This window comes from Mycobacterium sp. IDUB_36 (genome assembly GCF_055419225.1).
The window spans coordinates 564,288-591,272 of record NZ_JBVAXH010000002.1; the positions used below are offsets into that span (position 1 = coordinate 564,288).

Sequence of the window (26,985 nt, forward strand, 5' to 3'; positions counted from 1 at the left end):
CGCGGTCCGTACCGTGAGGTAGATGAAATACCTTGACGTCGACGGAGTCGGCAAAGTCAGCCGGATCGGGCTGGGCACTTGGCAGTTCGGGTCCCGTGAGTGGGGCTACGGCGACGGCTACGCTTCCGGGCCCGCAGGCGATATCGTCCGTCGCGCAAGGGCTTTGGGTGTCACGTTCTTCGACACCGCCGAGGTGTACGGGCTCGGGAAAAGCGAGCGGATCCTCGGCGAGGCACTCGGCGACGAGCGCGATCAGGTCGCGGTGGCCAGCAAGATCTTCCCGGTCGCACCTTTCCCCGCGGTGGTGAAGCAGCGCGAGCGCGCCAGCGCTCGTCGACTGCAGTTGGAACGCATCCCGCTGTATCAGATCCATCAGCCCAACCCGGTGGTCCCCGACTCGGTGATCATGCCGGGCATGCGCGATCTGCTGGACAGTGGTGCCATCGGCGCGGCAGGTGTCTCGAACTATTCGCTGTCCCGGTGGAAGCAGGCCGACGCCGCGCTAGGTCGCCCGGTGATCAGCAACCAGGTGCATTTCTCCTTGGCTCACCCGCAGGCACTCGAAGGTCTGGTGCCGTTCGCTGAGCAGCAGAACCGCGTCGTGATCGCCTACAGCCCGCTGGCGCAGGGACTGTTGGGCGGCAAGTACGGCGTCGACAACCGTCCCGGCGGAGTGCGCGCGGCCAACCGGCTGTTCGGCACCGAGAACCTGCGCCGCATCGAGCCGCTCCTGCAAACCCTGCGCGAGGTCGCCGACGAGGTCGATGCCAAGCCGGCACAGGTCGCACTGGCCTGGTTGATCAATCTGCCCGGCGTGGTCGCGATCCCGGGGGCATCGAGCGTCGAGCAGCTCGAATTCAACGTCGCCGCAGCCGAAATCGAGCTCGGTGCAGACGCCAACGCGGCGTTGACCGATGCGGCCCGAAACTTCCGGCCGGTGTCCGCGAAGCGCTTTCTCGCCGACAAGATTCGCGAACGACTCGGCTTCGGCTAGCCGAGGCTCACCAGGTGGTCGATCGAATCGATCGGCAGTTCGCCGTCCACGTACGCCGTCACCATCATGCTGCTCAAGTTGATCGAGCCCGAGTGGTTGTCCAGGAACGCGGTGTCGGCGGCGTCGCGCCCGGTCGCGATGCGCACCATCGACTGTCGCGGTGCCAGGCAGGTCGCGTCGACCACCCGCCACTCGCCTTCGACCAATGCCTCGGCCACGGCGTGGAAGTCCATCGGATCACATCCCGGCGCGTACACCGCCACCAGGCGGGCCGGCACGTTCACCGCCCGCAGCAAGGCGATGACGAGGTGGGCGTAATCGCGGCAGACTCCCGCGCCGGCAAGCAGCGTGTCGGCTGCCCCGTCGATCGGATCGCTTGATCCCGGTACGTAATCCAGCCGAGCACCCACCCAGGCCGCTACCTTTTCCAGCAGCGTCGCCGAGTCGGTGTACTGGCCGAACTCGGTGGCGGCGAAGCCGTAGAACTTGTCGGCCTCGGCGTACCGGCTCGGCCGCAGATAGGTGATCACGTCGATGTCGCGAACCGGGACGGGCGCCGCTTCGCCGGACACCGTCGCTTGGTACGACAGTGTGACTGTGCCCTCGCTGACGTCGATCGCATGGATCCGGGTGTCGTGCGGCCCGATGATCTCGCGGGGCTGAAGTTGCTTGCCGTTGAACGTGATGACGAGCTGTTCACGGACATCGAGCCCGGGCAGCCGGGCGACGGCCACCTGGAATTCCAGGGTCGTGGGAGCAGTGACCTCGACGTCGATCTGCGCACCGACTTCACGGTTGGCGACGGTCGTCGCCGTCGAGTCACCGCTGTCGTTGTGGTCCTGCCATGAGGGCATGGTTGTTCCGCCCTTTCTTTGTCGCAACATGGGCGCGCCGAGACAAGGGGTTGCCGTCGACCGATGTCCCGCGAACTGCTTCGCAATACGCCATCGGCTGCGGACTCAACCAGGGCACAGACTTCGAGTCCAGAGTATAGGGCGACCCGATTCTGACTGCCTCAGAGGATGTACAGCATTTCCTGGTAGGTGGGCAGCGGCCACAGGTCGTCGGCCACAACGGCTTCCAGCGCGTCGGCAGCGGTGCGGATCGCCGCCATCGCGGGCAGCAGCTGATCCTGAGCGTGCTTGGCCTCGTCCAGTGCTGATTCCGCCGAGTGGTCACCCAGCGCCGCCTTCAGCGTCGACAGGCCGACCTCCAGTTCACTGATCGGTCCCGTCACCGCCTCGAGAGCAGCGGTGCTCGGCTCGATGCCGACTGCCTTCAACGCCGCGACGTTCTGCGCGAGCTCGGTCTGGTAGCGGATCGCGGCGGGCAGGATGACCGTGGAGCCCATCTCCAACACCAGCTTGGCCTCCACGCCGACGGTCAGCGCGTACTGCTCCAGTCGGACCTCGTAGCGGCTGTGCAACTCGCGGTCGTTGAACACGCCGTATTTCTCGAACAGCTCAACGGCTTCCGGCTTGATCAATTCGGGAATGGCATCCAGGGTGGTCTTGAGATTCGGCAGTCCCCGCTCGGCCGCTTCGATCTGCCAGTTGTCGGAGTAACCGTCTCCGTTGAACACCACCGCTCCGTGCTCGGTGATGACTTCGGTGAGCAATGTCTGCACAGCGGCGTCGAAGTCCGTGCCGTCGGCAACAGCCTTCTCCAGCTCGGTGGCGAGGTAGTCCAGCGAGTCGGCCATGATCGTGTTCAGCACGATCAGCGGCACCGCAACCGTCTGACCGGAGCCAGGCGCGCGGAATTCAAACCTGTTGCCGGTGAACGCAAACGGGCTGGTGCGGTTGCGGTCGCCCGGGTCGGTCGGCAGCGGGGGCAGGGTGTCGACACCAATGATCATGGTGCCCTTGCCCTTTGACGACGTCGCCGCGCCCTTCGCGATCTGCTCGAAGACGTCGGCGAGTTGTTCACCGAGGAAGATCGAGATGATCGCGGGCGGTGCCTCGTTGGCGCCGAGCCGGTGGTCGTTGGTGGCCGAGGCGACAGATACGCGGAGCAGTCCGGCGAACTTGTGGACGGCCCGGATCACCGCCGCGCAGAACACCAGGAACTGCGCGTTCTCATGCGGGGTGTCGCCGGGCACCAGCAGCGAGCCGAGCTCGGAGTTGCCCAACGAGAAGTTGACGTGCTTACCCGACCCGTTGACACCGGCGAACGGCTTCTCGTGGAAGAGGCACTCCATACCGTGCTTCTTGGCGATGTTCTTGAACACCGTCATCAGCAGCTGCTGGTGGTCGGAGGCGATGTTGGCTCGCTCGAACATCGGCGCGATCTCGAACTGACCCGGCGCGACCTCGTTGTGCCGGGTCTTGGCCGGGATGCCGAGCTTGAACAGCTCGCGCTCGGTGTCCATCATGAAGCCCAGCACCCGCTCGGGCACGGCGCCGAAGTAGTGGTCGTCGAACTCCTGGCCCTTGGGCGGCTTGGCGCCGAACAGGGTGCGGCCGGCGTTGACCAGGTCCGGGCGAGCCAGGAAGAAGTGCCGGTCGACCAGGAAGTACTCCTGCTCGGGTCCGCAGAACGACACGACGTGGTTGAGCTCCTTGTGCCCGAACATCTTCAGGATGCGCTCGGCGTGCACGCCCATCGCCTGCTGGCTGCGCAGCAACGGCGTCTTGTAGTCCAGCGCCTCACCGGTCATCGAGACGAAAACCGTTGGGATGCACAGAGTATTGCCGTTCGGGTTCTCCAAGATGTACGCCGGGCTGGTGGCGTCCCAGCCGGTGTAACCGCGCGCCTCGAAGGTGCTGCGCAGCCCGCCGGACGGGAAGCTCGATGCGTCGGGCTCACCCTGGATCAAGGTCTTGCCGGCGAACTCGGCGAGCGTGGTGCCGTCGCCCACCGGATCGAGGAAGCTGTCGTGCTTTTCGGCGGTGAATCCGGTCATCGGGTAGAAGACGTGCGCGTAGTGGGTGGCACCCTTCTCCAACGCCCAGTCCTTCATGGCCACCGCGACCGCGTCGGCCACCGCGGGGTCGAGCTTGGCGCCCTTGTCGATGGTCGCGATCACGGACTTGTAGGTGGCCTTGGGCAGCCGTGCCTGCATCTCCGCCTTGGTGAAGACGTTCGCCCCGAAGATCTCACCGGGCTCCTCACCCGGGTCGAAGCTGATCGCAGGAGGCACGTACGCCTCGACATTGGTAATTGCCTGCAGGCGCACAGCATTGCCGCTCAATTGATTCCCTATCGCCACGTGTGTCAGCTTTCTGTGCGGCTGACATTAGGGACGGTTGGTTCCGGGAATGTTACGTCGCTGTCAAACTCTCGTGCCGGCAACGACGTTCCGGGTCCGCGGCGCGCGGGCGCCGAGGGCCTACCGGGTGAACCGGCCGGCGAACCCGCGTAGCGGCAGGTCAGCGCTGGTCATCAGGCCTGGCGGGGCGGCAACCACACCCGCGATAGCGGCCAGTGCGGGCATCCCGGTGACCGTCATCCCGATGGACGCGAAGTTTGCCGGATCGGACAGATCGACGCCGGGCTTGGGAAAGATCATGTGCTTGTTGTAAACACACGGGTCACCCATGATCTGGGTGATGTAGCACCCCTTGATGTGCCAACTCGGGTCGGTGTGCGGGGTCATCTGCCATTCCAGGTGTGTCTCGACGCGGGGCACGCCGTCGACCATGCCCTGGTACTTGATGTAGTTGCCGCCGAGTGACCCCTTGGGCAAGGTGTACCAGCCGAGATCGACGTCTTTGGTGCAGGCACCCAGCTCGTAACTGAACTTGACTTCGTCGAGAGTCAGGTCGAAGCAGTCCGCCATCATCAGCACACTGTCGGCGAACACCCGCGTGTATTTCTCTAGCTTGGACGGGATTTCGGGGTCGTCGACGGGCAGCCCGTAGCCGACCTCGATCCAGGTGTCCTTGGAATGGTGACACGACACGTCCACCGACTCGATGGTGGTGACATTCTCGATCTCGGCGACGTCAGCCGAACACACCACTCCCAGAATCTGATTCAGTCCGGGATTCATGCCGGTGCCGTAGAACGTCGCGCCGCCCTTCTCGCACGCCTCGGCCAGCAGCGCGCTGACCGGTTTGCCGGAGGGATGCGGATGATTGGTATCGCGGTGCCAGCCGGTGATCCAGTCGGCGGTGGTGACGATGTTGATGCCCGCCTCGAGGACGCGGACGTAGAGGTCCTCGTCGGGAAACACGCCGTGAAAGGTCAGCACGTCCGGCTTGGCGGCGATGATCTCGTCGATGCTGCCGGTGGCTATCACTCCATTCGGCGCGACGCCGGCCAGCTCGCCGCTGTCCTTGCCGACTTTGTCCGGCGAATAACAGTGCACACCAACAAGTTCGAGATCCGGCCGCACAGCGATCCGTCTGATCATCTCCGAACCGACGTTGCCGGTGGCTACCTGGAACACGCGCAGCGGAGCAGTCATTCGGGTTCAGCCTTTCTGGGATGCGGCGTAGACCTCGGCGGCGCTGCCACCGACGCCGTCGGGATAGAACTGTTTGGCCCAGCCACGGATCGCCGTGAAGCCCTCGTACTCGGCGGTCGCCAAGGCCGGCGGATCTGAATAGCGTTGATGCCGCCAGATTTCGACGTCCTGCTCGAACTGCCGGATCACTTCCTGACCGAACTCGCGGGCCCTGGTTTCGGCGCGCTCGGATGTCTTTCCGGGGGTTCTCCCGATGTGGACCATGAACCGGATGTCGGAGGTGGAGTCGTCGACCGGGGTGATCGCCGAGATTGTGCGGTTGTCGATCATGCCGTAGCTCTTGGTCACCGCGATGCCCAATCCGCCGTTGATGGCTTCCACCCGGCTCTCGACGTCCTCGATCTTCTGGTTGTCGTCGCCTTCGAAGGTGATGGTGAAGTCGACGAACGACACTGGTTGGGCGAAGTCGTGGCGGGTGAACACCGGCACGATCGGGGTCTTGTGCACGTATTTGAAATGCGCGAAGTCCACCCCGTTTTCGAGCACGTACTGCGGATGCATCTCCAGGCGCTGCCGGTAGAGCCGCTGCTGCGGGTAATAGTCTCCCGCGTCGCTGCCGTCCTTGAAATCGGCGAAGATGTCCGGCGCATCGAAGTAGGGCTCGCGGCCCGCGACGTCGTGCCAGATGTACACCGACTCGTTGCGTTCGACCACCGGATAGGTCTTGATGCGCCGGCCGCGGTTGGGCCGGTCCTGATAGGGAATGCGGGCGTTGCGGCCCAACTGATTCCACTGCCAACCGTGAAACGGACACTGCAGGACTTCGCCCACCACCGTTCCGCCGAAGCCCAAGTGCGCGCCGAGGTGTTCGCAGTAGGCGTTCATCACGGTGAGCGCGCCCGATTCGGCCCGCCAGGCGACCATCTCCTGGCCGAAGTAGGTCATCTTGTGGACGTCGCCTATTTCGATCTCGTCGGACCAGGCAACCTGAAACCAGCCGGTTGGCTTCATCGACAGTGGCGGTTTGGCCATGTCAGGAGACTATAACCACTCTCCCCAAGAATTCATAGTGGGTACTATGAAAATCTTTTGCAGCGGCTACTATCCAAGGCATGGCTCCGGCGGACGTGCAGCAGCGGCGCAGTAACAAGCGCGGCCTGGCAACCCGCGAAACGATGCTGGACGCGGCGGTTCGATCGCTGGCCTCCGGCGATCCAGGTGCCGTCTCGGCCAGTCGTATCGCCAAGGAGAGCGGCGCCACCTGGGGTGCGGTGCAGTATCAGTTCGGCGACGTCGACGGGTTCTGGGCCGCGGTCCTGCATCGCACCGCCGAGCGGCGGGACGCGACGATGTCGGCGTTCACCAGCGCCGAGCCCGAGGCCCCGCTGCGCGAACGAGTCGCCGCGATCATCGACACGCTGTATCACGGCCTGGCGTCCGATGATTCGCGCGCGATCGAGAATCTGCGAGCCGCGCTGCCTCGTGAGCCCGACGAGCTGGAGCGGCTCTTCCCGCGTACCGCAGCCGAATTGTTCTCGTGGGGCAAGAGCTGGCAGGAAACCTGTCAGCGGGCGTTTGCGGATCTCGGCGTCGACCCACAGCGCGTCCGCGAGGTCGCGGCGCTGATTCCGGGTGCGATGCGCGGCCTGGTGTCCGAACGGCAGCTCGGCTCCTACGCCGATCTCGACGAGGCCCGCCGCGGGTTGACCAATGCGCTGGCGACCTATTTGGAGCAGTCGCGCCCTAGGTGACCCAGGCTGGTTGCTGCTCGGTGTCGACGGCGGCGAAGTCTTTGTGCCCCAGGCCTGCTGTACACCCGCCGTCGACGACGAATTCCGACCCCGTCGAATAGCTCGACTCGTCGCTGGCCAAATAGACCACCAGGCTGGACACCTCTCTTGGCTCGGCGGCCCGGCCGAGCGCGGTCTGGAAGATGTCCTCGGGCACCCATTCGGTCATCGGCGTCTTGATCAGCCCTGGATGAATCGAGTTGACCCGAATTCCACTGGGCCCCAACTCTAATGCGGTGGACTTGGTCAGCCCCCGCACGGCGAACTTGGTGGCGGTGTAGCCGTGGCAGGCGATGGTGCCGGCCATGCCTTCGATGGACGAGATGTTGATGATCGAACCGCGCGCCGCCGCTTTCATCGTCGGGACGACCGCCTGGATGCCGAGGAAGACTCCGGTCAGGTTGATGTCGATGATGCGCTGCCACTCCGAGAGCTCGTAGTCTTCGATCATGCCCACGTTGATGATGCCGGCGTTGTTCACCAAAATGTCGACGCCGCCGAAGTCGTCGACCGCCGTGGCGATCACACGCTGCCAGTCGTCGGGTCGAGTGACGTCGAGGTGAACGTAACGCGCCGCGGCGCCAACGTCTTTGGCGACCGCTTCGCCCTCGGCGTCGAGGATGTCACCGAGCACCACCTTGGCGCCCTCGTCGACCAGGGCGCGGACGTGGGATGCGCCCATCCCGCGCGCACCACCACTGACGACGGCGACCTTGCCCGCCAACCGAGCTGCCATGAATCCTCCTACGTCGGGTCCGAGTCCCTTCGTGTTACCACGCTCGCCGGGCGGCAAAGGTATTTTGCCCTCACAGTGGTCATTTTTCTCGGGGCAGGTCGAGACCGGTGCGGGGCTTAGTCACGCGCCTGGCGGCGCTTGCGAGTGTCCTGGCGACGGCGATGGCCGGCGTCGCCGTCGCCCACGCCGACGGCATGACGTACACGGTCGAACCGTTCGATTACGACTCGATCGGTGCCCTGAAGATGTCGGTCACGCAGAAGCAGTTGGGCGGCGGCATGTGCCCGTGCGCCAAGGTGCCTTACCCCGCCGACGGTCTCCACAATGATGCGGGCGTCTCGGCGCTGGCCGGAACCGCCCTCCATTCCGGTGACACCGTCATGGGCTTCAGCCTTGGCGCACAGGTCATCTCGCTCTATCTGGCGCAGAACACGCCGCCGCCCGGTGTGCGGTTCGTGTTGCTGGGGGACACCTTTGCGCGCAACGACGAGTTGGTGGCCAAGGGTGAGGGCATTCCGGCGAACATCGCCAACCCGGTCACACTGGTCGCGCGTCAATACGACGGCTGGAGCGACTCGCCGACCCTCAAAGACTCCCCCAACTTCGCACTGGCAACGCAGAACGCCCAAATGGGAGCGGCCACCATTCACGACTACGTCAAAGCACATCTGAACGATTCCGCCAACGTCGTGACGAAACGCGGCAACATCACCGCGATCCTCATCCCGACGCAACACCTGCCGCTCAACCGGATGAAGCGAATGCTCGGATCCGATCCGGCCGCCGACGAACTCGACGCCCAACAGCGCCCACTGATCGACAGTGCCTACGACCGCCCGAGTCCGACTCCGGAACAACTGGCTGCAGCCACCAGCCAACAGCGCTGACCTCGCGACGGTCGCCGGCGGTCGGCCGGCGCCATCCGCCGGGCTAACCCGCCCGGAACTCTTCCTCGACCTTTTTGCCGAGGTCGGCATCCACATTGCTCCAGTATTCGAACGCGCGCGACAGCACCGGCTCTTTGACGCCCTTGGACAGGTGACCGACGATGTTGTGCACCAACCGGTCTCGGGCTTCGTCGTCGAGAACCTCTCGCACCAGTATTCCCGCCTGACCCCAGTCGTCATCCTCTGGGCGCAAAGTGTATGCGGCACGGATCATTTCGCCATCGGCCTGCCAGCGCACTTCGGCGGCGCGGGCCGGATCCGCATGAGGACCCCCATAGGAGTTCGGCGCATACACCGGATCGGTGACGTTCTTGATCCGCATCGCGCCGTCTTTGGAGTAGCTGTTGACCTCGACCTGCGGCGAATTCACCGGGATCTGTTTGTAGTTGGTGCCCAGCCGGGCACGGTGTGCGTCGGCGTAGGAGAAGCCGCGGGCCAGCAGCATCTTGTCCGGGCTGAGACCGGTGCCCGGCACGATGTTGTTCGGCTCGAAGGCGGCCTGCTCGATCTCGGTGTGGTAGTCGGTCACGTTGCGGTCCAACGTCAGCTTGCCGACGTCGATCAGCGGATAGTCGCTGTGCGGCCACACCTTGGTCAGGTCAAAGGGGTTGTACCGATAGGTCTTGGCCTCTTCGAACGGCATGATCTGCATTTTCAGCGACCAGCTCGGGAAGTTGCCGCCCTCGATTGCATCGTAGAGATCGCGTTGGTGGTAATCGCCGTCTTCTCCTGCGAGCTGGTCCCCCTGCTCCTGGGTCAGGAAGTCGATGCCCTGATCGCTGATGAAGTGGTACTTCACCCAGAAGATCTCGTCGGCGGCGTTGATCCAGCTGTAGGTGTGGCTGGAGTAGCCGTTCATCTGTCGCCAGCTCTTCGGGATACCGCGGTCCCCCATCAACCAGGTCACCTGGTGTGCGGACTCCGGTGTCAGAGTCCAGAAGTCCCACTGCATGTTGTTGTCACGCAAATTCGTTGCCTGCATCCGCTTTTGGGAGCGGATGAAATGCTGGAATTTCATCGGGTCGCGCATGAAGAACACCGGCGTGTTGTTGCCGACCATGTCGAAGTTGCCTTCTGACGTGTAGAACTTCAGCGAGAACCCGCGCGGGTCACGCCAGGTGTCTGGGCTGCCGCGCTCACCGGCGACGCTGGAAAACCGGATGAGAGTGTCGGTCTTGGTGCCGGGCTGGAACACCGCGGCCCGGGTGAACTTGCTGACGTCGTGGGTCACCTCGAAATGTCCGAACGCGCCACCGCCTTTGGCGTGCGGTTGCCGCTCGGGGATGCGCTCCCGGTTGAACTGGGCCATCTGCTCGATCAAGTAGTGATCCTGCAGCAGGATCGGTCCGTCGGGGCCGACCGACAGCGACTGCTTGTCACTGGGCGCGGGTGCGCCCCCGTCGGTGGTCGTATAACGCTCTGTCATGTTTCGTCCCTCCTACTCAGGACCACGTCGAGGGGTAGGGCTGATCGACGAGTCGCGTGGACGAGTACCCAAAAGGATGGAGAAGTAATGACGTGCGCGACAGCAGGTGCACGCCGGCGAAGCGCGACCACCGCAAGTGCGATCAGCCGAGTTTCCGCGCGAGAAAGTCGTGAATCAGCGGAAAGACTTCTTCAGGCCGGTCTTCGAGCAGAAAGTGTCCGCTCTCGAAGAGGTGGAACTCGGTGTCCGGCAGATCGCGCTTGTACGGATGAGCACCCTCGGCGGGAAAGATCACGTCGTTGGCGCCCCAGACGACCAGCGTGGGCGGTTGCTTCTCGCGGAACCATTGCTGCACCGCCGGATAGAGCGCGGGATTGGTGCCGTAGTCCAGGAAGTAGTCGAGTTGGATCTCGTCGTTGCCCGGCCGGTCCAGCAACGTCTGATCGATGACCCAGTTGTCGGGGGCGATACGGGACCGATTGGCCATGCCGTCGGTGTATTGGAACTTCGTCAAATCCGCGGTGACGAGGTGGCGCAGTGCGTCCCGATTCTGCGAGCTCTGATCAGCCCAATACTTTTTGATCGGCGCCCAGAATTCGTTGTCCAGGCCCTCGTCGTAGGCATTTCCGTTCTGCACGATCAGGGCTGTGATCGCGTCGGGGTTGGCCAGCGCGAGCCGCCAGGCAATCGGGGCTCCGTAGTCAAAGACGTTGACGGCATACGTGACGACGTCGAGTTTCGTCAGCAATTTCTGCACGAGTTCAGCGGCCGCATCGAAGGTGTAGGAGAACTCGGTGTGATCGGGGGCAGAGCTCTGCCCGAAGCCGGGGAGGTCCGGAGCGATGACGTGGAAGCGATCGGCCAGATACGGGATCAGATTTCGGAACATGTGCGACGACGTCGGAAATCCGTGCAACAGCAGCACGATCGGAGCGTCGACCGGCCCGGCCTCGCGATAGAACACCTCGAATCCGTCGATGTCTTCGACCTTGTAGTGCACAACGGGGACGGCTGGCGGGTTGGTCACGATGGTTCTCCTGGTTTGGCGGCTCCGAGTGACTTGAACATACCTACCTCAAGGTAGGTTGGCAACCCTTGAGGTAGGTATGGTCGCTGGTAATCTGTCTCAGGTGGACAGCAGGCAGAAGATCGTCGACTCAGCGAAGCGGATGTTCTGGCATCACGGGTATTCGACGACCAGTCCGCGACAAGTGATGGCCGACTCTGGGGTGAGCCAGGGCAGCTTCTACCACCACTTCCCCACCAAGCCTGAGCTCGGCCGTGAAGTAGTCGAGGCGAATGGCCGCGAGGTGCTGGATTCGGTGCAAGCCGCCATGGCCGATCAGGCGACCGGACGGGACCGATTGGCCGCCTTCCTGCAATCGGCGAACGCGGCGCTCGACGGTTGCCGGGTCGGTGGATTCGCTTACGACGCAGGTATTTTGGCGGAGGCAGACCTTCGAGAGAGCCTCGGATCCGTTTTCACGAAGTTGGAAGCGATGGTCGAGGAGGCGGTTCAGACCGGTCAGCGAGACGGGTCTTTACCGCCTCGGTTGGACCCCAGGAAGACGGCGGCCGCCCTGGTCGCCGTCGTCGAAGGTGCGTTCGTCACTGCGCGAGCGACCGGACAGCAGAGCGCCGCGGATGACGCGACGAGCGGCGCGCTCGCATTGCTCTCCGCGACCTAGGGTCCGCGTGCGGCTCGTGAAAAAGACCACGCCTCCAGCTCTTACGCCTGTCGTCGTGGACGATGGAAGGCATGCCCGAAGGTGACACCGTGTATGCGTTGGCTCGTCGCCTCAGGAAGGCGCTCGATGGTCGTGTCCTGACACTCGGTGAGCTTCGGGTTCCCGCGCACGCGACGGCGGACCTCGCCGGTCGGACCGTGCTCGAGCACGTCACGCACGGGAAGCACCTTTTGACAAGGTTTTCGGATGACTTGACGTTGCACACCCATCTGCTCATGTCGGGCTCCTGGACCGTCTCCGACGCCGGGCGCTGGCTACCGAGAAACCTGATGCCCGACGTCCGCGTGGTGCTGCGCACCGAAGGCCCGGCAGCCTACGGCGTCAGCATTCCGGTGGTCGAACTGCTGCGCACCCAGGACGAAACCGATGCCGTCGGGTACCTGGGCCCTGACCCGCTGCGAGACGACTGGGACCTGACCGAGGCCGGCCGGCGGCTGACCGATGATCCAGACCGAACGCTGGTGGCCGCACTCTTGGATCAGCGCTGCGTGGCGGGATTCGGCAATCTGTGGGTCAACGAGCTGTGCTTTCTGCGGGGCCTCAACCCGTGGACACCGGTCGGTTCGGTCGACGTGACCGCGTTGCTCGAACTCGGGGCGCGAGCCCTGCGGCATTCGGCCACCGTGCCGGGCGCGATGCAGGTGACCACCGGAAACAAACGCAAAGGCGAGCAGCATTGGGTGTCCGGACGGGCGAATCGGCCGTGTTTGCGTTGCGGCACAACGGTTCAGGTGGTGGCCGAAGTATCCAATGATCCGGAACGTCGGCGCACCTGGTGGTGTCCGACCTGTCAGCCGGGTCCGGACGGCCCGCCGGAGTGACCCAAGGTCAGCCGACGCATTTCTTTCCGTACCGGCGGCGTGCTCATCGGGCTGACGGCGGCCTGGCAAGGATCGAACTACCATGCGGGGATGCGCCGTCCACTGCTGTTCGCTGCGATCGCGCTGGTTGGTCTGCTGGGCGGCTGCACCAACTCCGTCTCGGGCCGACCGGCGAGGCCGGTCGATGTGGTGGAACGCGCACTGCCCACAGCGGGCGAGATCGCGCGAATCCTCGGGTCGCCGGTTGAGGCGGACACCGCGCCACAGGTGGGCGGGCTGGATAGTTTGCGTGACGCCAAAGACACTGTGACACCGCACGAATGCATCGGCATCACCCACGCCGGTTACCGGCAGTCGTATGAGGGCGCGACTGTCCGCGACACCGGCCGACGGTTGTGGGTCACGCCGTACCGCAGCACAGCACACCTCAGTGCGGCCGTTGCGATCGTCGAGCTCGATTCGGCTCAGAATGCCCGGGCTTGGTACGCGAAGAGCGTCAAGCAGTGGCACAAGTGTCAGGGCATGACCGTGACCGAGCGCATCGCGAGACTGTCCTTCATTCAAACCATCGATCGGGTAACCGATTCGAACGCGACGCTGGCCGCGAAGATCGGCCTGAGCACGGATGCCCAACTGATTTCGCCGGGCATGAATTGGCGCGCACTGACCGCGACCTCTCGCTACCTCGTCGACGTCGAGGTGTTCCGGATCGGCAAAGACTCCGGATCCGCGGACCCCGATCCGACGGCGATCGCGCGCCTCGTCGTCGACAAGATCGCGGATCTGCGCTAGAGGGAGAGTAACGAGTATCTTCGAACGCGCTGCGGCACAACCACATTCGTCGCCGAGGCGTTGGGCATCCGGGGCGCAGATCGTCGACCGCGACCGGCGGAGCGCTTGCCCGTCAGTCGAACGTATGTTCTAATCACTTCGGCCACACCAGCCCGATCACCGCGGGCGATATCAGGAGGGGAGCGCCACCTACGATGACCGTCAACACTCTGACCGCAGACGCACCATACGCCGACCCCGAAACCCGCGACGCGTGGGTTCCTCCGACCGAGGATGCCTCACGTGCTACCGGGCCGGCACCGGGCGCCGGTGTCACTGCCGAGCCGGCGGAGCAGACGCCGCGGAAAATCTCCACCAAGAAGACGGGCGGAAAGAAGGCCAAGACTCTCGAGCTGACCCTCACCGTCACCGGCACCGCCGACGGCGAGTGGCGCGCGGAACTCAAGCAGGGCACCAGTTATCTGGCCAGAAACCTCGTTGTCGCAGCGGCCGCGGTCTCCCGGGCGGCAAAGGAACTCCACGAGGACCTTTCCGTCCCGATCGACGAGGTCATCGAAGAGGCGCGCTCCCAACAGGCCGCCAAGGTGGCCGCTCTCGAAGCCGAATTAGACGCCGCCCGTAAGGCCCTCGCCGACCTGGACTGAGCGACGCGTTAGTTGCACAGACGCAGGTTTTGGATTCACGCATGCTGCGATAGCGCCGCGCCGTTGCCACCATTTCCCGGATGCGGCGCTGAGGGTTCATACTCACTCCGTGCCGAGACAACGTGACACATCACCCAAGCAGAGATGGCTGTCGCCCAAGCAGCAACGCGCCTGGGTCGCTTATATGCGAGTGCAGTTGCGGTTGAACTACGAGATCAACCGCCAGCTCCAGGCCGATTCAGGACTGTCACTGGCCGACTACGACGTGCTCGTAGCGCTCAGCGGCCTTCGGGACCAGGGCATGCGGGTCAGCGATTTGGCCGCACAGATCGGCTGGGAACGCAGCCGGCTGTCACATCAACTGCGGCGCATGGACAAACGCGGCCTGACCGAGCGCCGGCCGGGCACCGACGACGGCCGCACCGCCAACGTGTTGCTCACTCCGCGCGGCCAACAGTCGATCGACGAGGCCGCGCCCGGTCACGTCGAACTGGTGCGCAACCTGTTCTTCGATCCCCTGCCCGACAACCTACTCGGCCCGTTCACCGCCGCGCTCGAACACATCCACGTCAGCCTCAACCACAACAGCACGCTCCCGCCCTCGCCGGCGTAGTATTTAGGTGATAAATCACCTAAGGAGTGCAATGAGCGACGTGATCCAACGCCTCATGGAGGCCAACCTGCTCGCCGTGTTCGACGAGCGCGACCCCCAGCGTCGCGCCGAGAGTATCTCCACGACCTACGCACCCGACGTGCAGTGGATCGACGACGAGGGCATCGCCGTCGGCCACGACGAATTGAACGCCAAAGCCGCTGAACTCCAAGAAAAGCTGCCAGGATTACATTTTGCGAAGGCCGGGCCGGTGCGGCGGACCCGCGGCCTGGGCTTCCTGGCGTGGGAGGTTCGCACTCCGGACGACGTCGCCGTCGCATCCGGCTTCGACGTCGCCGAGATCGCCGATGACCGCATCGTCAAGATGTGGACAGTACTCACACCGGAATAGGTGACACCTCACCTATGTTGCAGCACCCGGATCGCACGCTCGACACTTGGAACGGAGACTGATCATGGGACAGCTCGACGGCAAGACAGCACTGGTCACCGGCGGAACCTCAGGCATCGGGCTGGCCACCGCGAAGCGACTCGTCGATGAAGGCGCATACGTGTTCATCACCGGACGCGATCGCAATCGACTCGACGAGGCCGTCACGACAACCGGGGCCCACGGCGTCCAGAGCGATATCAGCAAGCCGGAAGAACTCGACCGCCTGGCTGCCGAAATCGCCGAGCACAGAACGGGACTAGACGTGGTCTTCGCGAATGCCGGCGGAGGCGATTTCGCCACCCTCGCCGACGTCACTCCACAGCACTACCGCGACAACTTCGATCGCAACGTCGCCGGCACGGTCTTCACCGTGCAGAAAACGCTGCCGCTGCTCAACGAGGGCGCGTCGATCATCCTGGCCGGCTCCACCGCCGCCTCCGAAGGTGTGCCGTCCTTCGGCCTGTACGCGGCCTCCAAAGCGGCCATCCGCTCGCTCGGCCGAACCTGGGCCGCGGAGTTGGCCGACCGCAACATCCGGGTCAACACCATCGTTCCCGGACCGATCGAAACTCCCGGACTCACCGGCCTGGCACCGGCCGACCAACAGCAGGAGCTTCTGGACGGCATGGCCGCCCAGGTTCCGATGAAGCGCGTCGGGCGTCCCGAAGAAATCGCCGCCGCCGTCTTGTTCCTGGCCTCCGATCAGAGCAGTTTCATGACCGGTGCTGAGCTTGCCGTCGATGGCGGACAGATCCAGGTCTGATCCGTCACCGGTGAGCAGCCCTATCAGTGCCGAGACCAGATACGCCCCGTGCTGGATTGCCAATGGAAATCGTGCACCGTCCTGCACCCGTTTCGTCATCAAGTGCTAGACGAGGCGTCACGTCGTAGTTGCCGGGTCGATGCTGAATACCTGCACATGAGCCGACTTTCCCTTCAGGGCATGGGATCCCCGGTCGGTGAGTCCGGACGGTCGCGCGGCCAAAGCGTCGACGGTGTGCTGGGTAACCAGGATTGCGTCACCGGTGGTTTTTGTGAGCTGCTCGACACGGGCTGCGACATTGACGGTGTCGCCGATCAAAGTGAACTCGAGTTTGCCTGCGCCACCGATGGTTCCGGCGATCACCATACCGGTGTTGATCCCGGTGCCGATCCGAAGTTCCCCATCGAATCGTTCGTCGACGAGGCGGTGGATCGCGACCGCAGAACGCACCGCGGCCGCGGCGTGATTCGTAAGGTCGTTGGGTGCGCCGAAGACTGCCAGCGCGCCGTCGCCGAGGAATTTGTTGACATGCCCGCCGGCATCCACGACGGCAGGCACGACGATCTCGAACAGGGCGTTGAGTCGGGCGACGGTGTCTTCGGCGCTGTTGGCCTCGGCGAACGGGGTGAAGTCGCGGATGTCGACGAACATCACGCTCACTTCACGGCGCTCGCCGGTGAAGATGTCGTCACCCTGCTCGAGTAGCCGCGCTGCCAGGGCGGGGTCGACGTAGGTGCCGAATGCGACCTGAAGTCGTTGTCGCTCAGCCAATCCCGCCTGCATCCGGTTGAACGACGCCGACAGCGCGCCGAGGTCGTCATCCTGTACCACCGGCAGGCGCTGGCTGTAGTCGCCGGCGACAACTCGTTCAGTCCCTTCGGCGAGGTCGCGAACGGGTCGCAGGGACGGCGCGAACGCAACGCCGACCGTTAACGGCACCCCGTAGCCAAGCGTCACCGCAGCGCCGATCACGGCTGCGAGCACGGGCATTTCCCTGGCCCGGTCGAATACCGCGGCCAGCATCGCGCCCGCGACGGCATACGTGAACGCGACCGCCAGGATGGACATGTTCGACCACGTGGCGAAGCTCGGGCGCGAGCGGGGTAACGAATCGCCGATGGCTGTGTCACCGGCGATCGCGACTCGGGCCGGCCGCATCGATGCTTCCACGATGCTGTGCACCCCGATCAAAGGAACGCCGGCTACGAATGCGGCGCCCAAGATCGAGTACTGAATCAACCGCGACCCGGGAGCCCCGGCGATTGCACCAACAATGGCGAAGGTTGCGGCGGCCCACACGGCGCTAACCGTCACAGCGCGAAGCAGCGCTCCCCGGACCCAGGTGTACGTGGCGGCCATCGCGCTCGTCGGATCGATCCCGCCGCCTGCCGCCCACCGTTCGACAACACGCGCACGCCCCATGCCTGGCAGCACCACCATGCATCCCACCATCGGAAGGGTGACGAGGGTGAACGCGACCGCCTCGACGTAGTGGCTTGACCGCTCGAACGCGACGACGAGAGCCACTGGCAGCAGGTAGATCGGCGCCGATGCGAGAAAAACGACCGCGCACATCGCCCACGAGTATCTCGACCCATGCCGGTCCCACGCCCATTGCCAAATACGATCCATGCCTGAGACTAGGCGCTTTGCTCACGTTTGATCAGCGCTTATGTACCCCGGGTCTTGGAGGATTGACGGAAAGCGCAGCCCGGATCGCACCGCGATAAGGACGTCTGCCCGAGTTTCTCGTCTCGTACCTCACTCGGCGAACTATCGTCACTGCGTGAGGCGTCGAACGGTTCTGAGGCTCCCCGTGCTGCTGGCGGCGGGAGCGACGCTGACCCCAGTCCCCCGCGCTGCCGCCGACCAAAGCCCCTGGTCGCCTGATCGGGCCAACCGCTGGTATCAGGCGCAAGGGTGGCGCGTCGGCGTCAACTACATCACCTCGAACGCCATCAACCAGCTCGAGATGTTTCAGGCCGACACTTTCGACCCCCGGCGCATCGATACCGAGCTCGGTTGGGCCCAGTCCCACGGACTCAACACTGTGCGGGTATTCCTCCACGATCAACTCTGGGCCCAAGACCATCGAGGTTTCCAAAGCCGTCTCGCGCAGTTTGTCGGCATTGCGGCCCGCCACCGGATCAAACCACTTTTTGTCTTCTTCGACTCTTGTTGGGATCCATTTCCCAAACTGGGGCGCCAGCGTGCTCCGAAGCCCGGGGTCCACAACTCTGGTTGGGTGCAAAGCCCCGGCGCCAAACACCTCGACGACCTCGACTACCGTCGCACTCTGCTCGACTACGTCACGGGCGTGCTGACCCAATTCCGCACGGACGACCGGGTTTTGGGTTGGGACATCTGGAATGAGCCCGACAACCCCGCCGACGTGTATCGCAAGGTCGAAAGGAAAGACAAGCTGGAGCGCGTCGCCGACCTGCTCTCGCTGGCGTTCGGGTGGGCGCGTTCGGTCGATCCGAGTCAACCGTTGACAAGCGCCGTGTGGGACGGTGTATGGGGAGATCCCTTGAGGCGTAGCGAAATCGCCGACATCCAACTGAACAACTCCGACGTGATCACCTTCCACTGCTACGACAAGCCGGCAGGCTTCGAAGCCCGGATCGCCGAACTGACCCCAATCGGACGGCCGATCATCTGCACCGAATATCTGGCGCGGTCCCTGGGCAGTACCGTCGACGGGGTGCTGCCAGTTGCGAAGCGGCACAACGTTGGTGCGATCAATTGGGGACTGGTCGCTGGAAAGACGCAAACCTACTTACCGTGGGACTCCTGGGATCACCCCTATAAAACAGCTCCGAAGCTGTGGTTTGCCGACCTACTCCAACCCGATGGACGGCCGTACCGCGACACCGAGATTCAAACGATCAGCAAGTTGAGCCGGCTCTGACGCCGCCAACGTTCTGGTCGCAGCCTTGCACAGCTGGCTCATCACCCGACGTCATACGCACCGGTAGGGCGGGCGGGGCTCGAACCCGCGACCAACGGATTATGAGTCCGCGGCTCTAACCAACTGAGCTACCGCCCCTGGATCACGTAGAGACTAACGGACCTCAGCTGAACACCGTCTGACCGTCGACATCAAGCAGGTAGCGCTCGGTTCCGTGTTCGACCCGCGGCGCGTCACCGGCCAGCGCCACCGCCACCTTGTTGCTGGCGTTGCGCATCACGTCGAGCGTCAGCTCGACCGCCTCGGCGTCGGAGAAATGCGCCCGCACGCCGTCGGCGATACCGGCCCCGATCGACGCCGGCGACCAGATCAGCGCGTCGACGTAACGCAGAGCCGCCTTGTGCCGGTCGCTCAACTGGCTCGACGCCTCGAAGTGCTCGATGTCGTCGTAGAGCGTCTCCGACCCACCGGCATCCAGTGCCGTCGTCTCCCGCAGCGACTTACACAGCCGACAATTGTGTTGGGTCGCGCCGCGCAGGCGCACCACCTCGGCCGTCACTGCGTCGAGCTCGCGCAGCCGGGCGACCGTCGGCAGGAAGGTGTTGAACACCAGATCGGACGGATCGGTGGCGTGATCCCACGTCAACGGCCCGGCGACCCAGCCGAGGTACTCAGTACCGACGCCCAATGCCTCCAGGCCGGCCCGCACCCGTGGCACGAAGTCCGCGATGTACATCTGCACCACCGCGCTGAAAGTGCTGTCGCCCAGCACTTTCCACAGCGCGGAGCGCTGTTCGCCGCTGATCGTCGACACGTCGGTGCTGAACTGCTCGGCGAAGTCGGCGACCACATCGTCAGCAGGTGGGTCCGCCTCACTCGGAAGCGCCGGCAGGCCGAGCGTGTGCGCGCACACCTCGCGGACCACAGCGGTCAGCCGTCCGTCACCGGGAGACAGGGCTACCAGTCGGGTCAGATCGTCGCGCTCCACCACACGCCGATTATGTCGCGTGGCTCAGCGGTGACAGGGGGAATTCACGGGACCGTGATGCCGAAACTTCCCAGTGTGACGTCCCACAACGATTGGAAAAGGTTCACCGGATCCGCAAGGGAGAAGTAGGTCGTCGCGCCGTCCATGACACCACCTCCGTCGATGGCGGCCAGGATCTCCGACTCGGCCAGGCCGCCCAGGTAGACACCGTGCTGGAAGAATCCGACAAAGTCCTGCCACAGGGCACCGAACGGGTCGGCCGCGAAGTCCGCCGGCGTGGCCGTGTCGGCAAAGTAATCGTTGGCCACGGTGAACACGTCGGTGGGATACAAGTCGTTAGGCGTCGTGACGTCGTTCAGGTTCGACCATCCGAACAGCTCGTTGATGGCGTGTCCAAACGGGGTGGCACCCCAGGTATCCAGAAGGCCGGTCGGACCCGACGGCGGGTTGGCGGCGGGATCGCCGAGCAGGACAAAACGGAGATCCTGAAGCGGGATGTGGTCGGCGGCGAGTTGCTGCTGCGCTACGGAAGCGATGATTGCCGATTGGCTGTAGCCGAACACCGTGAGCGGGTTGGCCTCTGAGAAGGCGCCGGCGCTGTAATCGGCTTCGATGGTTTGTACCAGCTTGTCGACACCGGTGGCCACCGACGGACCAAAGTCGAGCGTCTCCGGCGTGATCAACGGAAACACCGTTCCGGTATCGGAGAAGCCAAGCGGCTGAAGGTATTCAGTGACCGCGCCGGGGATGTATCCCGGGAAGAAAGTCGGATCAGGAATTCCCGTGGGCCCCATGATGATCGCAAGAGTTGAACCGTCGAGGAAGCCTGCGCCGGGAGCGATATCGGCGCGAGCTTCGAACGTCGAATTCCATGCACACGCCGCCGCGACGGCCAAGCCGATGGTGATGGCGCGCGAAAAGCGACACTTCGACATTGGGACCCCCCGGTCGGATATATGACCTTCGTAACCTACCCAGGTTTCGCGTCGAACAAATGCAAATTAGGCACAAAAAGTTAAGCTATGTCGCCTGGCTCACCGACGACATGTGGAAGTCGGGGATCCGCAGTGCGGGCATCGCCGCGCGGGTGACCCAGTCGCCCCATTCACGCGGCAGCGTCTGCTCACTCACGCCGGCCTGGGTGGCCCGCCGGAGCAGATCCAGCGGACTCTCGTTGAACCGGAAGTTGTTGACCGCGCCGGTCACCTCGCCGTCTTCGATCAGGTAGACGCCGTCGCGGGTGAGTCCGGTGAGCAGCATCGTGGTGGGGTCGACCTCGCGCATGTACCACAGTGTGCTCAGCAGCAGCCCGCGCTCGGTCTGGGCGATCATGTCGGCGAGCTCGGTGCCGTCGCCGGTCATCAGGATGTTCTCCGCGGCGACGGCGACCGGGGCGCCGAACTCGTCAGCCGCGGCCCGCGAGTAAGCCAGCGCGTTGATCACCCCGTCCCGGATCCAGTCGACCCGGCCGATGTTCAGCCCGTTGTCGAAGACCGACAACGTCTCCGACGAACTCGTCGCCGTCACAAATGGGGCGCAGCTCAAACCGGGCGCCGCCGGATCCGAATACAACGTCAGCGGCAGGTCGGTCAGCTTCTCCCCCACCCGCGTCCCACCGTCGTTGGCGGCCAGCGCATTACGGCCTTCCTGCGCACCGCGGCCGGTCATCGACCAGCCGAGGTAGACCATCATGTCCGCGACCGCCGACGGCGGCAGGATGGTCTCGTAACGACCGGCCGGCAACTCGACGCGCCGCGCGGCCCACCCCAGCCGCAATGACAGCTCCTCGAGCAGCGAATCTGTGGACACCCCAACAAAATCCGGACTCCCGACGCCCGCCCACGCGCTCGCACCGTCGCGCTTGGCGTTGATCTCGACCGACCCCGCCGGCTGGGTGTAACGCCGCCGCAGACCGGTCGACGTCGCGAGAAACGTCGTCTCGACAGAATGCTGCGCGAACCCGTAGAGCTGGTCGGCCCCGCGGAACGCGCGCGCCAACGGGTCTGCGATGCCGGCGAACACCTCAGGACCCGTCGACGCGATCGCAGCATCCCAGTCCTCCGGCGCGGTGTTGCCACTCAGCAGCGGCGCGGCGTCCCGGGCCTCGGGCGCGGCGGCGGCGACCGCCTGCGACTCGGCCACCAACTCCTCGATCGCCGACACCTCGACCTCGGCTGTGGTCACCGAGCCCACCCGGGCCGTATCACCTGAGCGCGCAATCGAAATGACCGTCGTCTGCCGCGCCGTCGAGGCCCCGTTGGTGGTCATCGAGTTGTTGGCCCAGCGCAGCGAGGCTGCGGAGCGCTCGTTGACCAGCACGATGGTGTCGGCGGCGCCGCCCAACCGAGACGCCGTCTGGAGGGCGATGTCGATCACCTGCTGCGGGTTGATCACAGGCCGCCCTCCGTCCGCGTGTTGAGCACGTTGACCCCGCGGAACACCGCCGACGGACAGCCATGACTGACCGCCGCCACCTGACCGGGCTGAGCCTTGCCGCAGTTGAACGCTCCCCCGAGCCGCCATGTCGACGGGCCGCCGACGGCTTCCATCGAGTTCCAGAAGTCGGTCGTGGTGGCCTGATAGGCGACGTCACGCAACTGACCATCGAGGCGGCCGTCCCGGATCCGGTAGAACCGCTGGCCGGTGAACTGAAAGTTGTAGCGCTGCATATCGATTGACCATGATCGGTCGCCGACGACGTAGATGCCGTCGTCCACCCGCGCGATCAGGTCGTCGGTGCTGAGGTCCCGCTCCCCGGGTTGCAGCGACACGTTGGCCATCCGCTGGATCGGTACGTGATGCGGGGAATCGGCGTACGAGCAGCCGTTGGACCGGCCCTGACCCAGCCGCGGCGCGAAGACCCGGTCGAGTTGGTAGCCGACGAAAATCCCGTCGCGCACCAGATCCCAACTCTGCGCCGCCACCCCCTCGTCGTCGTAACCGATGCTGGCCAAACCGAATTCGACGGTGCGATCGGCGGTCACGTTCATGATCGGCGAACCGTAGCGCAGCGTCCCGAGCTTGTCCGGGGTGGCGAACGACGTGCCGGCGTAGGCGGCCTCGTAGCCGATGGCGCGGTCGTATTCGGTGGCGTGACCGATGGATTCGTGAATCGTCAGCCACAGGTTGGTCGGGTCGATCACCAGATCAGTCGGCCCGGGGGTGACGCTGGGCGCCTTGACCTTCTCGGCCAGCTGCGTCGGCAGCTGTGCGAGCTCCTCGGCCCAGTTCCACACGTCGTTGCCGGCGAGGAACTCCCAGCCGCGGCCCATCGGGGGCGCCAAGGTGCGCATCGATTCGAAGCCACCGCCGCCCGCGTCGACGGTGACCGCCTCGAACCGGGGTTGCACCCGCACCCGCTGCTGGGTGATCGACGAGCCGGCGGTATCGGCGTAGAAGGTCTGCTCCTTCACCGACATCAGGCTGGCCGAGACGTGGTCGACCCCGTCGGCCGACAGCAGCCGGCCCGAGTATTCGTCCAGCACACCGATCTTGTCGGCGAGCGGCACGGTGAACGGATCGATCCGATAGCTCGACACCCAGGTCGCATCGGCGTACACCGGCTCAGACGCCAATTCGACCCGGTCGGTGTTCAGCGCGGCCAAGGTCCGGGCCACCTGCACCGCCCGTCGCGCCGTCGCCGCGGCGACCTCGGGCGACAGCTCGGCGTGCGAGGCGAAACCCCAGGTGCCGTCGACCACCACGCGCACGGCCAAGCCGATGTCGCGGTGGAGCACCGCGGTCTCCAGTTCGCCATCGCGCAGTTGGACGACCTCGTTGACCAGCCGGTGAATTCGCAGGTCGGCGTGGCCGGCGCCGGCTGCGGTGGCGGCGGACAGCGCCGCGTCGGCCAGTTCGTGGCGCGGCAGGCTGAGGAAGTCGGCATCGATCACCCGGTTCGGTGTCACGACTCCACCGTATCGAGACGCTTTAATACCCCTATGGACACCGGTGTGGCGGCGCGTCGATCGACCGCACTCGGCTACGCCCTGCTCGCGCCCAGCCTGTTCGGGGTCGTCGTGTTCCTGCTGCTGCCGATCCTGGTGGTGATCTGGCTGAGCCTGCACCGGTGGGATCTGCTCGGGCCGATCGAGTATGTCGGAGGCCAGAATTGGCGTTCGGTGCTCACCGACCGAACGTTCGGCAACTCGCTGCTCGTGACATGCGCCTTCGTGGCGATCGTGGTGCCGATCCAGACCGTGCTCGGGCTGGCCGTCGGCGCGCTGCTGGCCCGTGACCTGCCGGGCAGTGGGGTGTTCCGGACGCTGTTCGTGCTGCCGTGGATCTGCGTCCCGCTGGCGATCGCGGTGTTGTGGCGCTGGATTCTGGCACCGACCAACGGCGCGGTCAGCACAGTGCTGGGGCATCGCATCGAATGGCTCACCGACCCAGGGCTGGCGCTACCGGTGGTGTCGGCGGTCGTGGTGTGGAGCAATGTCGGCTATGTCGCGCTGTTCTTTCTGGCCGGCATCCTGGCCATCCCCGAGGAGATCCACTCCGCGGCGCGCACCGACGGCGCGACGTCGTGGCAGCGGTTCAGGCGCATCACGCTGCCGATGCTGCGGCCGACGACGTTTTTCGTCCTGGTCACCGGAGTCATCAGTGCGGCACAGGTTTTCGACACCGTCTACGCGTTGACCGGGGGTGGACCGCAGGACCGCACCGATCTGGTCGCACATCGTATCTACGCCGAGGCGTTCGGAGCGGCCTCCATCGGCCGGGCTTCGGTGATGGCGGTGGTGTTGTTCGTCATCCTGGTCGGCATCACCGTGTTCCAGCACCTCTACCTCGGTCGGCGGGTCAACTATGACCTCACCTAGAAGGCCTGCGGCTGTTCTGGTTTACGCCGGCCTGCTGACCGGCGCGGTGATCACGGTGGCGCCATTCGCGTTGGGCCTGCTGACCTCGTTCACCTCGGCCCACCAATTCGCGACGGGCACGCCGCTGTCGCTGCCGCGGCCACCCACGCTGTCGAATTACGCCGACCTCGGCGGCGCCGGTTTCGGCCGGGCGCTCGCGGTGACAACCTTGATGACCGCGGTGATCCTGCTCGGCCAGGTCAGCTCGTCGGTGCTGGCCGCCTACGCCTTCGCGCGGCTGCGCTTCCCGGGCCGCGACGCGCTGTTCTGGGTCTATTTGGCGACGTTGATGGTGCCGGGCAGTGTGACCGTGGTGCCGCTGTATCTGATGATGGCGCAACTCGGCATGCGGAATACGTTCTGGGCGTTGGTACTACCGTTCGTCTTCGGTTCGCCGTACGCGATTTTCCTGCTGCGCCAGTACTTCCGCGCGATACCCGACGACCTGGTCAACGCCGCGTACCTCGACGGCGCCAACACCCTCGACGTGATCGTGCACGTGGTGATCCCATCGAGCCGGCCGGTGCTGGTGACGCTGATGTTGATCACCGTGGTGTCGCAGTGGCACCACTTCATGTGGCCACTGGTGATCACCAGCGGCACCAAGTGGCAGGTGCTGACGGTGGCCACGTCGGCGTTGCAGTCGCGCTACAACTCGCAGTGGACCCTGGTGATGGCCGCGACCGCGGTGGCGATCGTGCCACTGCTGGTGCTGTTCGTGATCTTCCAGCGGCACATCGTCCGCTCGATCGTCGTAACGGGGCTGAAGTGAGGCGGCCTCGCTTCTCCACGCTGTTCGCGCTGGGCTTCGTCACGCTGGCGGCGCTGTTGGCCGTTGCCGCGGTGGTCCTGGACGTCTCGGCGCGGCCGGTCGGTGGCAGGACGGTGGTCACTGTCCGACTCTGGGACGATCAGGTCGCCGCGGCGTATCGAAAGTCGTTCGCGGCGTTCAGTCGAACGCATCCTGATATCGAGGTGAGGACCAACGTCGTCTCCTACTCGACGTACTTCACCACGCTGCGCACCGACGTCGCCGGGGGAAGCGCCGACGACATCTTCTGGGTCTCCAACGCCTACCTCGCCGGCTACGCCGACAGCGGTCGACTCCTCGACATCGGCGAGACACTCGGCCCGCAGGCCGCTACCGCGTGGGAGCCATCGGTCGTACAACAGTTCACCCGTGGTGAAAAGCTCTGGGCGGTGCCGCAACTCACCGATGCGGGTATCGCCGTGTACTACAACGCGGACCTGCTGGCCGCCGCGGGGGTCGACGTCGCCGACCTGGCGACGCTGCACTGGAGCCCGTCGGGCGACGACACGTTGCGACCACTGCTGAGACGGCTCACCGTCGACGCGGACGGGCACACCGCGGCCACACCGGGTTTCGAACCCGGGCGGGTGCGGCAGTGGGCCTACAACGCAGCGAACGACGCGCAGGGGATCTACCTGAACTACATCGGCTCGGCGGGCGGTGTCTACCAGTCCGGCGACCGCTTCGCCTTCGACAATCCCGCCGCGGTGCAGGCATTCGGCTATCTCGTCGACTTGATCAACGGCGACCACGTCGCACCGCCTGCCTCGGAGACCAACGACAACGGGGACTTCTCCCGCAACCAGTTCCTGGCCGGCACGATGGCGCTTTTCCAGTCCGGCACCTACAACCTGGCCCCGATCGCCGCCCAGGCCAACTTCCACTGGGGCGTGGCGCTGCTGCCCGCCGGCCCGCAAGGTCGGGTCAGCGTCACCAATGGCATTGCTGCGGCGGGCAATTCCGCATCGGCTCACCCGGACGCGGTGCGCCAGGTACTGAGCTGGCTGGGCAGCGCCGAGGGCAACGCCTACATCGGTCGCCAGGGCAGCGCGATTCCCGCGGTCACCGCCGCGCAGCGCGGGTATTTCGACTACTGGCTCAGCAAAGGCATCGACGTCCGGCCGTTCTTCACCGTCCTCGACGGTCCACGCATCGCCGCGCCCGGCGGCGCCGGGTTCGCCGCCGGAAATCAGGTGATCAAACCCTATTTCGACGAGATGTTCCTGGGCCGCGGCGATATCGCGGCAACCCTGCACCGTGCTCAGGACGCCGCCAACGCGGCGGCGACCCGCTAGCAG

At 64.9% G+C, this 26,985-nt stretch carries 26 protein-coding genes and 1 tRNA gene; 14 read left to right on the forward strand and 13 right to left on the reverse strand.

Annotated features, from left to right (window positions below; translation table 11 throughout):
* The first annotated feature begins 22 nt into the window (after nt 1-22).
* Nucleotides 23-994: an aldo/keto reductase gene (locus ACZYW1_RS21020; protein ID WP_463788397.1), complete on the forward strand. Its 972-nt coding sequence runs from the start codon at nt 23-25 to the stop codon at nt 992-994.
* Here the strand turns inward: ACZYW1_RS21020 and ACZYW1_RS21025 are convergent.
* The 4 genes from ACZYW1_RS21025 to ACZYW1_RS21040 form a co-directional block, all read right to left on the reverse strand.
* Nucleotides 991-1,848 carry a transglutaminase-like domain-containing protein gene (locus ACZYW1_RS21025; protein WP_463788398.1) on the reverse strand — a complete coding sequence of 286 codons (858 nt, stop codon included), beginning with the start codon at nt 1,846-1,848 and terminating at the stop codon, nt 991-993. The two genes, ACZYW1_RS21020 and ACZYW1_RS21025, sit on opposite strands and share 4 nt — an antisense overlap.
* 161 nt (nt 1,849-2,009) lie before the next feature.
* A complete protein-coding gene (locus tag ACZYW1_RS21030; RefSeq protein WP_463788821.1) occupies nt 2,010-4,187 on the reverse strand; it encodes a glutamine synthetase III family protein in 2,178 nt (725 codons plus the stop codon).
* A gap of 138 nt (nt 4,188-4,325) precedes the next feature.
* Entirely contained in the window at nt 4,326-5,405 is a 1,080-nt protein-coding gene (locus tag ACZYW1_RS21035) for an NAD(P)H-dependent amine dehydrogenase family protein (RefSeq protein WP_463788399.1), read from the reverse strand.
* A 6-nt stretch (nt 5,406-5,411) separates the two neighbouring features.
* Nucleotides 5,412-6,437 carry a Rieske 2Fe-2S domain-containing protein gene (locus tag ACZYW1_RS21040; RefSeq protein WP_463788400.1) on the reverse strand — a complete coding sequence of 342 codons (1,026 nt, stop codon included), beginning with the start codon at nt 6,435-6,437 and terminating at the stop codon, nt 5,412-5,414.
* A 143-nt stretch (nt 6,438-6,580) separates the two neighbouring features.
* Between ACZYW1_RS21040 and ACZYW1_RS21045 the strand changes: the two genes are divergently transcribed.
* A complete protein-coding gene (locus tag ACZYW1_RS21045) occupies nt 6,581-7,156 on the forward strand; it encodes a TetR/AcrR family transcriptional regulator (RefSeq protein WP_463788822.1) in 576 nt (191 codons plus the stop codon).
* Here ACZYW1_RS21045 and ACZYW1_RS21050 read toward each other — a convergent pair.
* Nucleotides 7,149-7,931, reverse strand: coding sequence for a glucose 1-dehydrogenase (locus ACZYW1_RS21050; protein ID WP_463788401.1), 783 nt, complete (start codon nt 7,929-7,931; stop codon nt 7,149-7,151). The genes ACZYW1_RS21045 and ACZYW1_RS21050 overlap by 8 nt on opposite strands.
* Nucleotides 7,932-8,038: 107 nt before the next feature.
* Here ACZYW1_RS21050 and ACZYW1_RS21055 point away from each other — a divergent pair, with 107 nt between their 5' ends.
* Nucleotides 8,039-8,818: a PE-PPE domain-containing protein gene (locus ACZYW1_RS21055; protein ID WP_463788402.1), complete on the forward strand. Its 780-nt coding sequence runs from the start codon at nt 8,039-8,041 to the stop codon at nt 8,816-8,818.
* A 43-nt stretch (nt 8,819-8,861) separates the two neighbouring features.
* Here the strand turns inward: ACZYW1_RS21055 and ACZYW1_RS21060 are convergent, their stop codons facing one another.
* Entirely contained in the window at nt 8,862-10,304 is a 1,443-nt protein-coding gene (locus ACZYW1_RS21060) for a catalase (protein WP_463788404.1), read from the reverse strand.
* 142 nt (nt 10,305-10,446) lie between these two features.
* Entirely contained in the window at nt 10,447-11,331 is an 885-nt protein-coding gene (locus tag ACZYW1_RS21065; protein WP_463788405.1) for an alpha/beta fold hydrolase, read from the reverse strand.
* Nucleotides 11,332-11,434: 103 nt separating this feature from the next.
* Between ACZYW1_RS21065 and ACZYW1_RS21070 the strand changes: the two genes are divergently transcribed.
* The 7 genes from ACZYW1_RS21070 (at nt 11,435) to ACZYW1_RS21100 (ending at nt 16,118) form a co-directional block, all read left to right on the forward strand.
* Nucleotides 11,435-11,992: a TetR/AcrR family transcriptional regulator gene (locus ACZYW1_RS21070; protein WP_463788406.1), complete on the forward strand. Its 558-nt coding sequence runs from the start codon at nt 11,435-11,437 to the stop codon at nt 11,990-11,992.
* Nucleotides 11,993-12,063: 71 nt separating this feature from the next.
* Complete coding sequence (locus ACZYW1_RS21075; protein WP_463788407.1) at nt 12,064-12,873, forward strand: DNA-formamidopyrimidine glycosylase family protein; 810 nt, start codon at nt 12,064-12,066, stop codon at nt 12,871-12,873.
* A 90-nt stretch (nt 12,874-12,963) separates the two neighbouring features.
* Nucleotides 12,964-13,665 (forward strand): sensor domain-containing protein, encoded by a 702-nt coding sequence (locus ACZYW1_RS21080; protein WP_463788408.1) that lies wholly within the window; start codon nt 12,964-12,966, stop codon nt 13,663-13,665.
* Nucleotides 13,666-13,859: 194 nt separating this feature from the next.
* Nucleotides 13,860-14,309 carry a DUF6319 family protein gene (locus tag ACZYW1_RS21085; RefSeq protein ID WP_463788409.1) on the forward strand — a complete coding sequence of 150 codons (450 nt, stop codon included), beginning with the start codon at nt 13,860-13,862 and terminating at the stop codon, nt 14,307-14,309.
* A gap of 184 nt (nt 14,310-14,493) precedes the next feature.
* Nucleotides 14,494-14,922: a MarR family winged helix-turn-helix transcriptional regulator gene (locus tag ACZYW1_RS21090; protein WP_463788823.1), complete on the forward strand. Its 429-nt coding sequence runs from the start codon at nt 14,494-14,496 to the stop codon at nt 14,920-14,922.
* 31 nt (nt 14,923-14,953) lie between these two features.
* Entirely contained in the window at nt 14,954-15,313 is a 360-nt protein-coding gene (locus ACZYW1_RS21095) for a nuclear transport factor 2 family protein (RefSeq protein WP_463788410.1), read from the forward strand.
* A 64-nt stretch (nt 15,314-15,377) separates the two neighbouring features.
* A complete protein-coding gene (locus tag ACZYW1_RS21100) occupies nt 15,378-16,118 on the forward strand; it encodes an SDR family NAD(P)-dependent oxidoreductase (RefSeq protein ID WP_463788411.1) in 741 nt (246 codons plus the stop codon).
* Between the two features lie 117 nt (nt 16,119-16,235).
* On the opposite strand, the gene ACZYW1_RS21105 is transcribed toward ACZYW1_RS21100, so the two are convergent.
* On the reverse strand, nt 16,236-17,750 hold the full coding sequence (locus ACZYW1_RS21105) for an adenylate/guanylate cyclase domain-containing protein (protein WP_463788412.1): 1,515 nt from the start codon (nt 17,748-17,750) through the stop codon (nt 16,236-16,238).
* A gap of 154 nt (nt 17,751-17,904) precedes the next feature.
* On the opposite strand from ACZYW1_RS21105, the gene ACZYW1_RS21110 reads away from it, so the two are divergent.
* Nucleotides 17,905-19,029, forward strand: a complete 1,125-nt coding sequence (locus ACZYW1_RS21110) for a glycoside hydrolase 5 family protein (protein ID WP_463788413.1) — start codon at nt 17,905-17,907, stop codon at nt 19,027-19,029.
* 64 nt (nt 19,030-19,093) lie between these two features.
* Here ACZYW1_RS21110 and ACZYW1_RS21115 read toward each other — a convergent pair.
* The 5 genes from ACZYW1_RS21115 to ACZYW1_RS21135 all read right to left on the reverse strand — a co-directional run bounded on the left by ACZYW1_RS21115 (nt 19,094) and on the right by ACZYW1_RS21135 (nt 23,925).
* Nucleotides 19,094-19,167: transfer RNA gene (locus ACZYW1_RS21115), tRNA-Ile, on the reverse strand.
* A 25-nt stretch (nt 19,168-19,192) separates the two neighbouring features.
* Entirely contained in the window at nt 19,193-20,020 is an 828-nt protein-coding gene (locus ACZYW1_RS21120) for a carboxymuconolactone decarboxylase family protein (RefSeq protein WP_463788414.1), read from the reverse strand.
* A 41-nt stretch (nt 20,021-20,061) separates the two neighbouring features.
* Entirely contained in the window at nt 20,062-20,952 is an 891-nt protein-coding gene (locus ACZYW1_RS21125; RefSeq protein ID WP_463788415.1) for a PE-PPE domain-containing protein, read from the reverse strand.
* 85 nt (nt 20,953-21,037) lie between these two features.
* Nucleotides 21,038-22,411, reverse strand: coding sequence for a metallopeptidase TldD-related protein (locus ACZYW1_RS21130; RefSeq protein WP_463788416.1), 1,374 nt, complete (start codon nt 22,409-22,411; stop codon nt 21,038-21,040).
* Nucleotides 22,408-23,925: a TldD/PmbA family protein gene (locus tag ACZYW1_RS21135; RefSeq protein WP_463788417.1), complete on the reverse strand. Its 1,518-nt coding sequence runs from the start codon at nt 23,923-23,925 to the stop codon at nt 22,408-22,410. Before ACZYW1_RS21135 ends, ACZYW1_RS21130 begins: the two co-directional genes overlap by 4 nt.
* A gap of 33 nt (nt 23,926-23,958) precedes the next feature.
* Between ACZYW1_RS21135 and ACZYW1_RS21140 the strand changes: the two genes are divergently transcribed.
* Genes ACZYW1_RS21140 through ACZYW1_RS21150 form a run of 3 tightly spaced genes read left to right on the forward strand, consistent with a single transcriptional unit; the run spans nt 23,959 to nt 26,982 of the window.
* Complete coding sequence (locus tag ACZYW1_RS21140; protein ID WP_463788418.1) at nt 23,959-24,837, forward strand: carbohydrate ABC transporter permease; 879 nt, start codon at nt 23,959-23,961, stop codon at nt 24,835-24,837.
* Nucleotides 24,824-25,648: a carbohydrate ABC transporter permease gene (locus tag ACZYW1_RS21145; RefSeq protein ID WP_463788419.1), complete on the forward strand. Its 825-nt coding sequence runs from the start codon at nt 24,824-24,826 to the stop codon at nt 25,646-25,648. Before ACZYW1_RS21140 ends, ACZYW1_RS21145 begins: the two co-directional genes overlap by 14 nt.
* Nucleotides 25,645-26,982 carry an ABC transporter substrate-binding protein gene (locus ACZYW1_RS21150; protein WP_463788420.1) on the forward strand — a complete coding sequence of 446 codons (1,338 nt, stop codon included), beginning with the start codon at nt 25,645-25,647 and terminating at the stop codon, nt 26,980-26,982. The genes ACZYW1_RS21145 and ACZYW1_RS21150 overlap by 4 nt, the downstream gene beginning before the upstream one ends.
* Nucleotides 26,983-26,985 lie beyond the last annotated feature (3 nt).

Bases quoted from the DNA above. Each gene is read 5' to 3' on its own strand.
- ACZYW1_RS21020 (WP_463788397.1), top strand. From the start codon at position 23: ATGAAATACCTTGACGTCGACGGAGTCGGCAAAGTCAGCCGGATCGGG.
- ACZYW1_RS21025 (WP_463788398.1), bottom strand. From the start codon at position 1,848: ATGCCCTCATGGCAGGACCACAACGACAGCGGTGACTCGACGGCGACG.
- ACZYW1_RS21035 (WP_463788399.1), bottom strand. From the start codon at position 5,405: ATGACTGCTCCGCTGCGCGTGTTCCAGGTAGCCACCGGCAACGTCGGT.
- ACZYW1_RS21040 (WP_463788400.1), bottom strand. From the start codon at position 6,437: ATGGCCAAACCGCCACTGTCGATGAAGCCAACCGGCTGGTTTCAGGTT.
- ACZYW1_RS21045 (WP_463788822.1), top strand. From the start codon at position 6,581: ATGCTGGACGCGGCGGTTCGATCGCTGGCCTCCGGCGATCCAGGTGCC.
- ACZYW1_RS21050 (WP_463788401.1), bottom strand. From the start codon at position 7,931: ATGGCAGCTCGGTTGGCGGGCAAGGTCGCCGTCGTCAGTGGTGGTGCG.
- ACZYW1_RS21060 (WP_463788404.1), bottom strand. From the start codon at position 10,304: ATGACAGAGCGTTATACGACCACCGACGGGGGCGCACCCGCGCCCAGT.
- ACZYW1_RS21075 (WP_463788407.1), top strand. From the start codon at position 12,064: ATGCCCGAAGGTGACACCGTGTATGCGTTGGCTCGTCGCCTCAGGAAG.
- ACZYW1_RS21080 (WP_463788408.1), top strand. From the start codon at position 12,964: ATGCGCCGTCCACTGCTGTTCGCTGCGATCGCGCTGGTTGGTCTGCTG.
- ACZYW1_RS21085 (WP_463788409.1), top strand. From the start codon at position 13,860: ATGACCGTCAACACTCTGACCGCAGACGCACCATACGCCGACCCCGAA.
- ACZYW1_RS21090 (WP_463788823.1), top strand. From the start codon at position 14,494: ATGCGAGTGCAGTTGCGGTTGAACTACGAGATCAACCGCCAGCTCCAG.
- ACZYW1_RS21095 (WP_463788410.1), top strand. From the start codon at position 14,954: ATGAGCGACGTGATCCAACGCCTCATGGAGGCCAACCTGCTCGCCGTG.
- ACZYW1_RS21100 (WP_463788411.1), top strand. From the start codon at position 15,378: ATGGGACAGCTCGACGGCAAGACAGCACTGGTCACCGGCGGAACCTCA.
- ACZYW1_RS21105 (WP_463788412.1), bottom strand. From the start codon at position 17,750: ATGGATCGTATTTGGCAATGGGCGTGGGACCGGCATGGGTCGAGATAC.
- ACZYW1_RS21125 (WP_463788415.1), bottom strand. From the start codon at position 20,952: ATGTCGAAGTGTCGCTTTTCGCGCGCCATCACCATCGGCTTGGCCGTC.
- ACZYW1_RS21140 (WP_463788418.1), top strand. From the start codon at position 23,959: ATGGACACCGGTGTGGCGGCGCGTCGATCGACCGCACTCGGCTACGCC.
- ACZYW1_RS21145 (WP_463788419.1), top strand. From the start codon at position 24,824: ATGACCTCACCTAGAAGGCCTGCGGCTGTTCTGGTTTACGCCGGCCTG.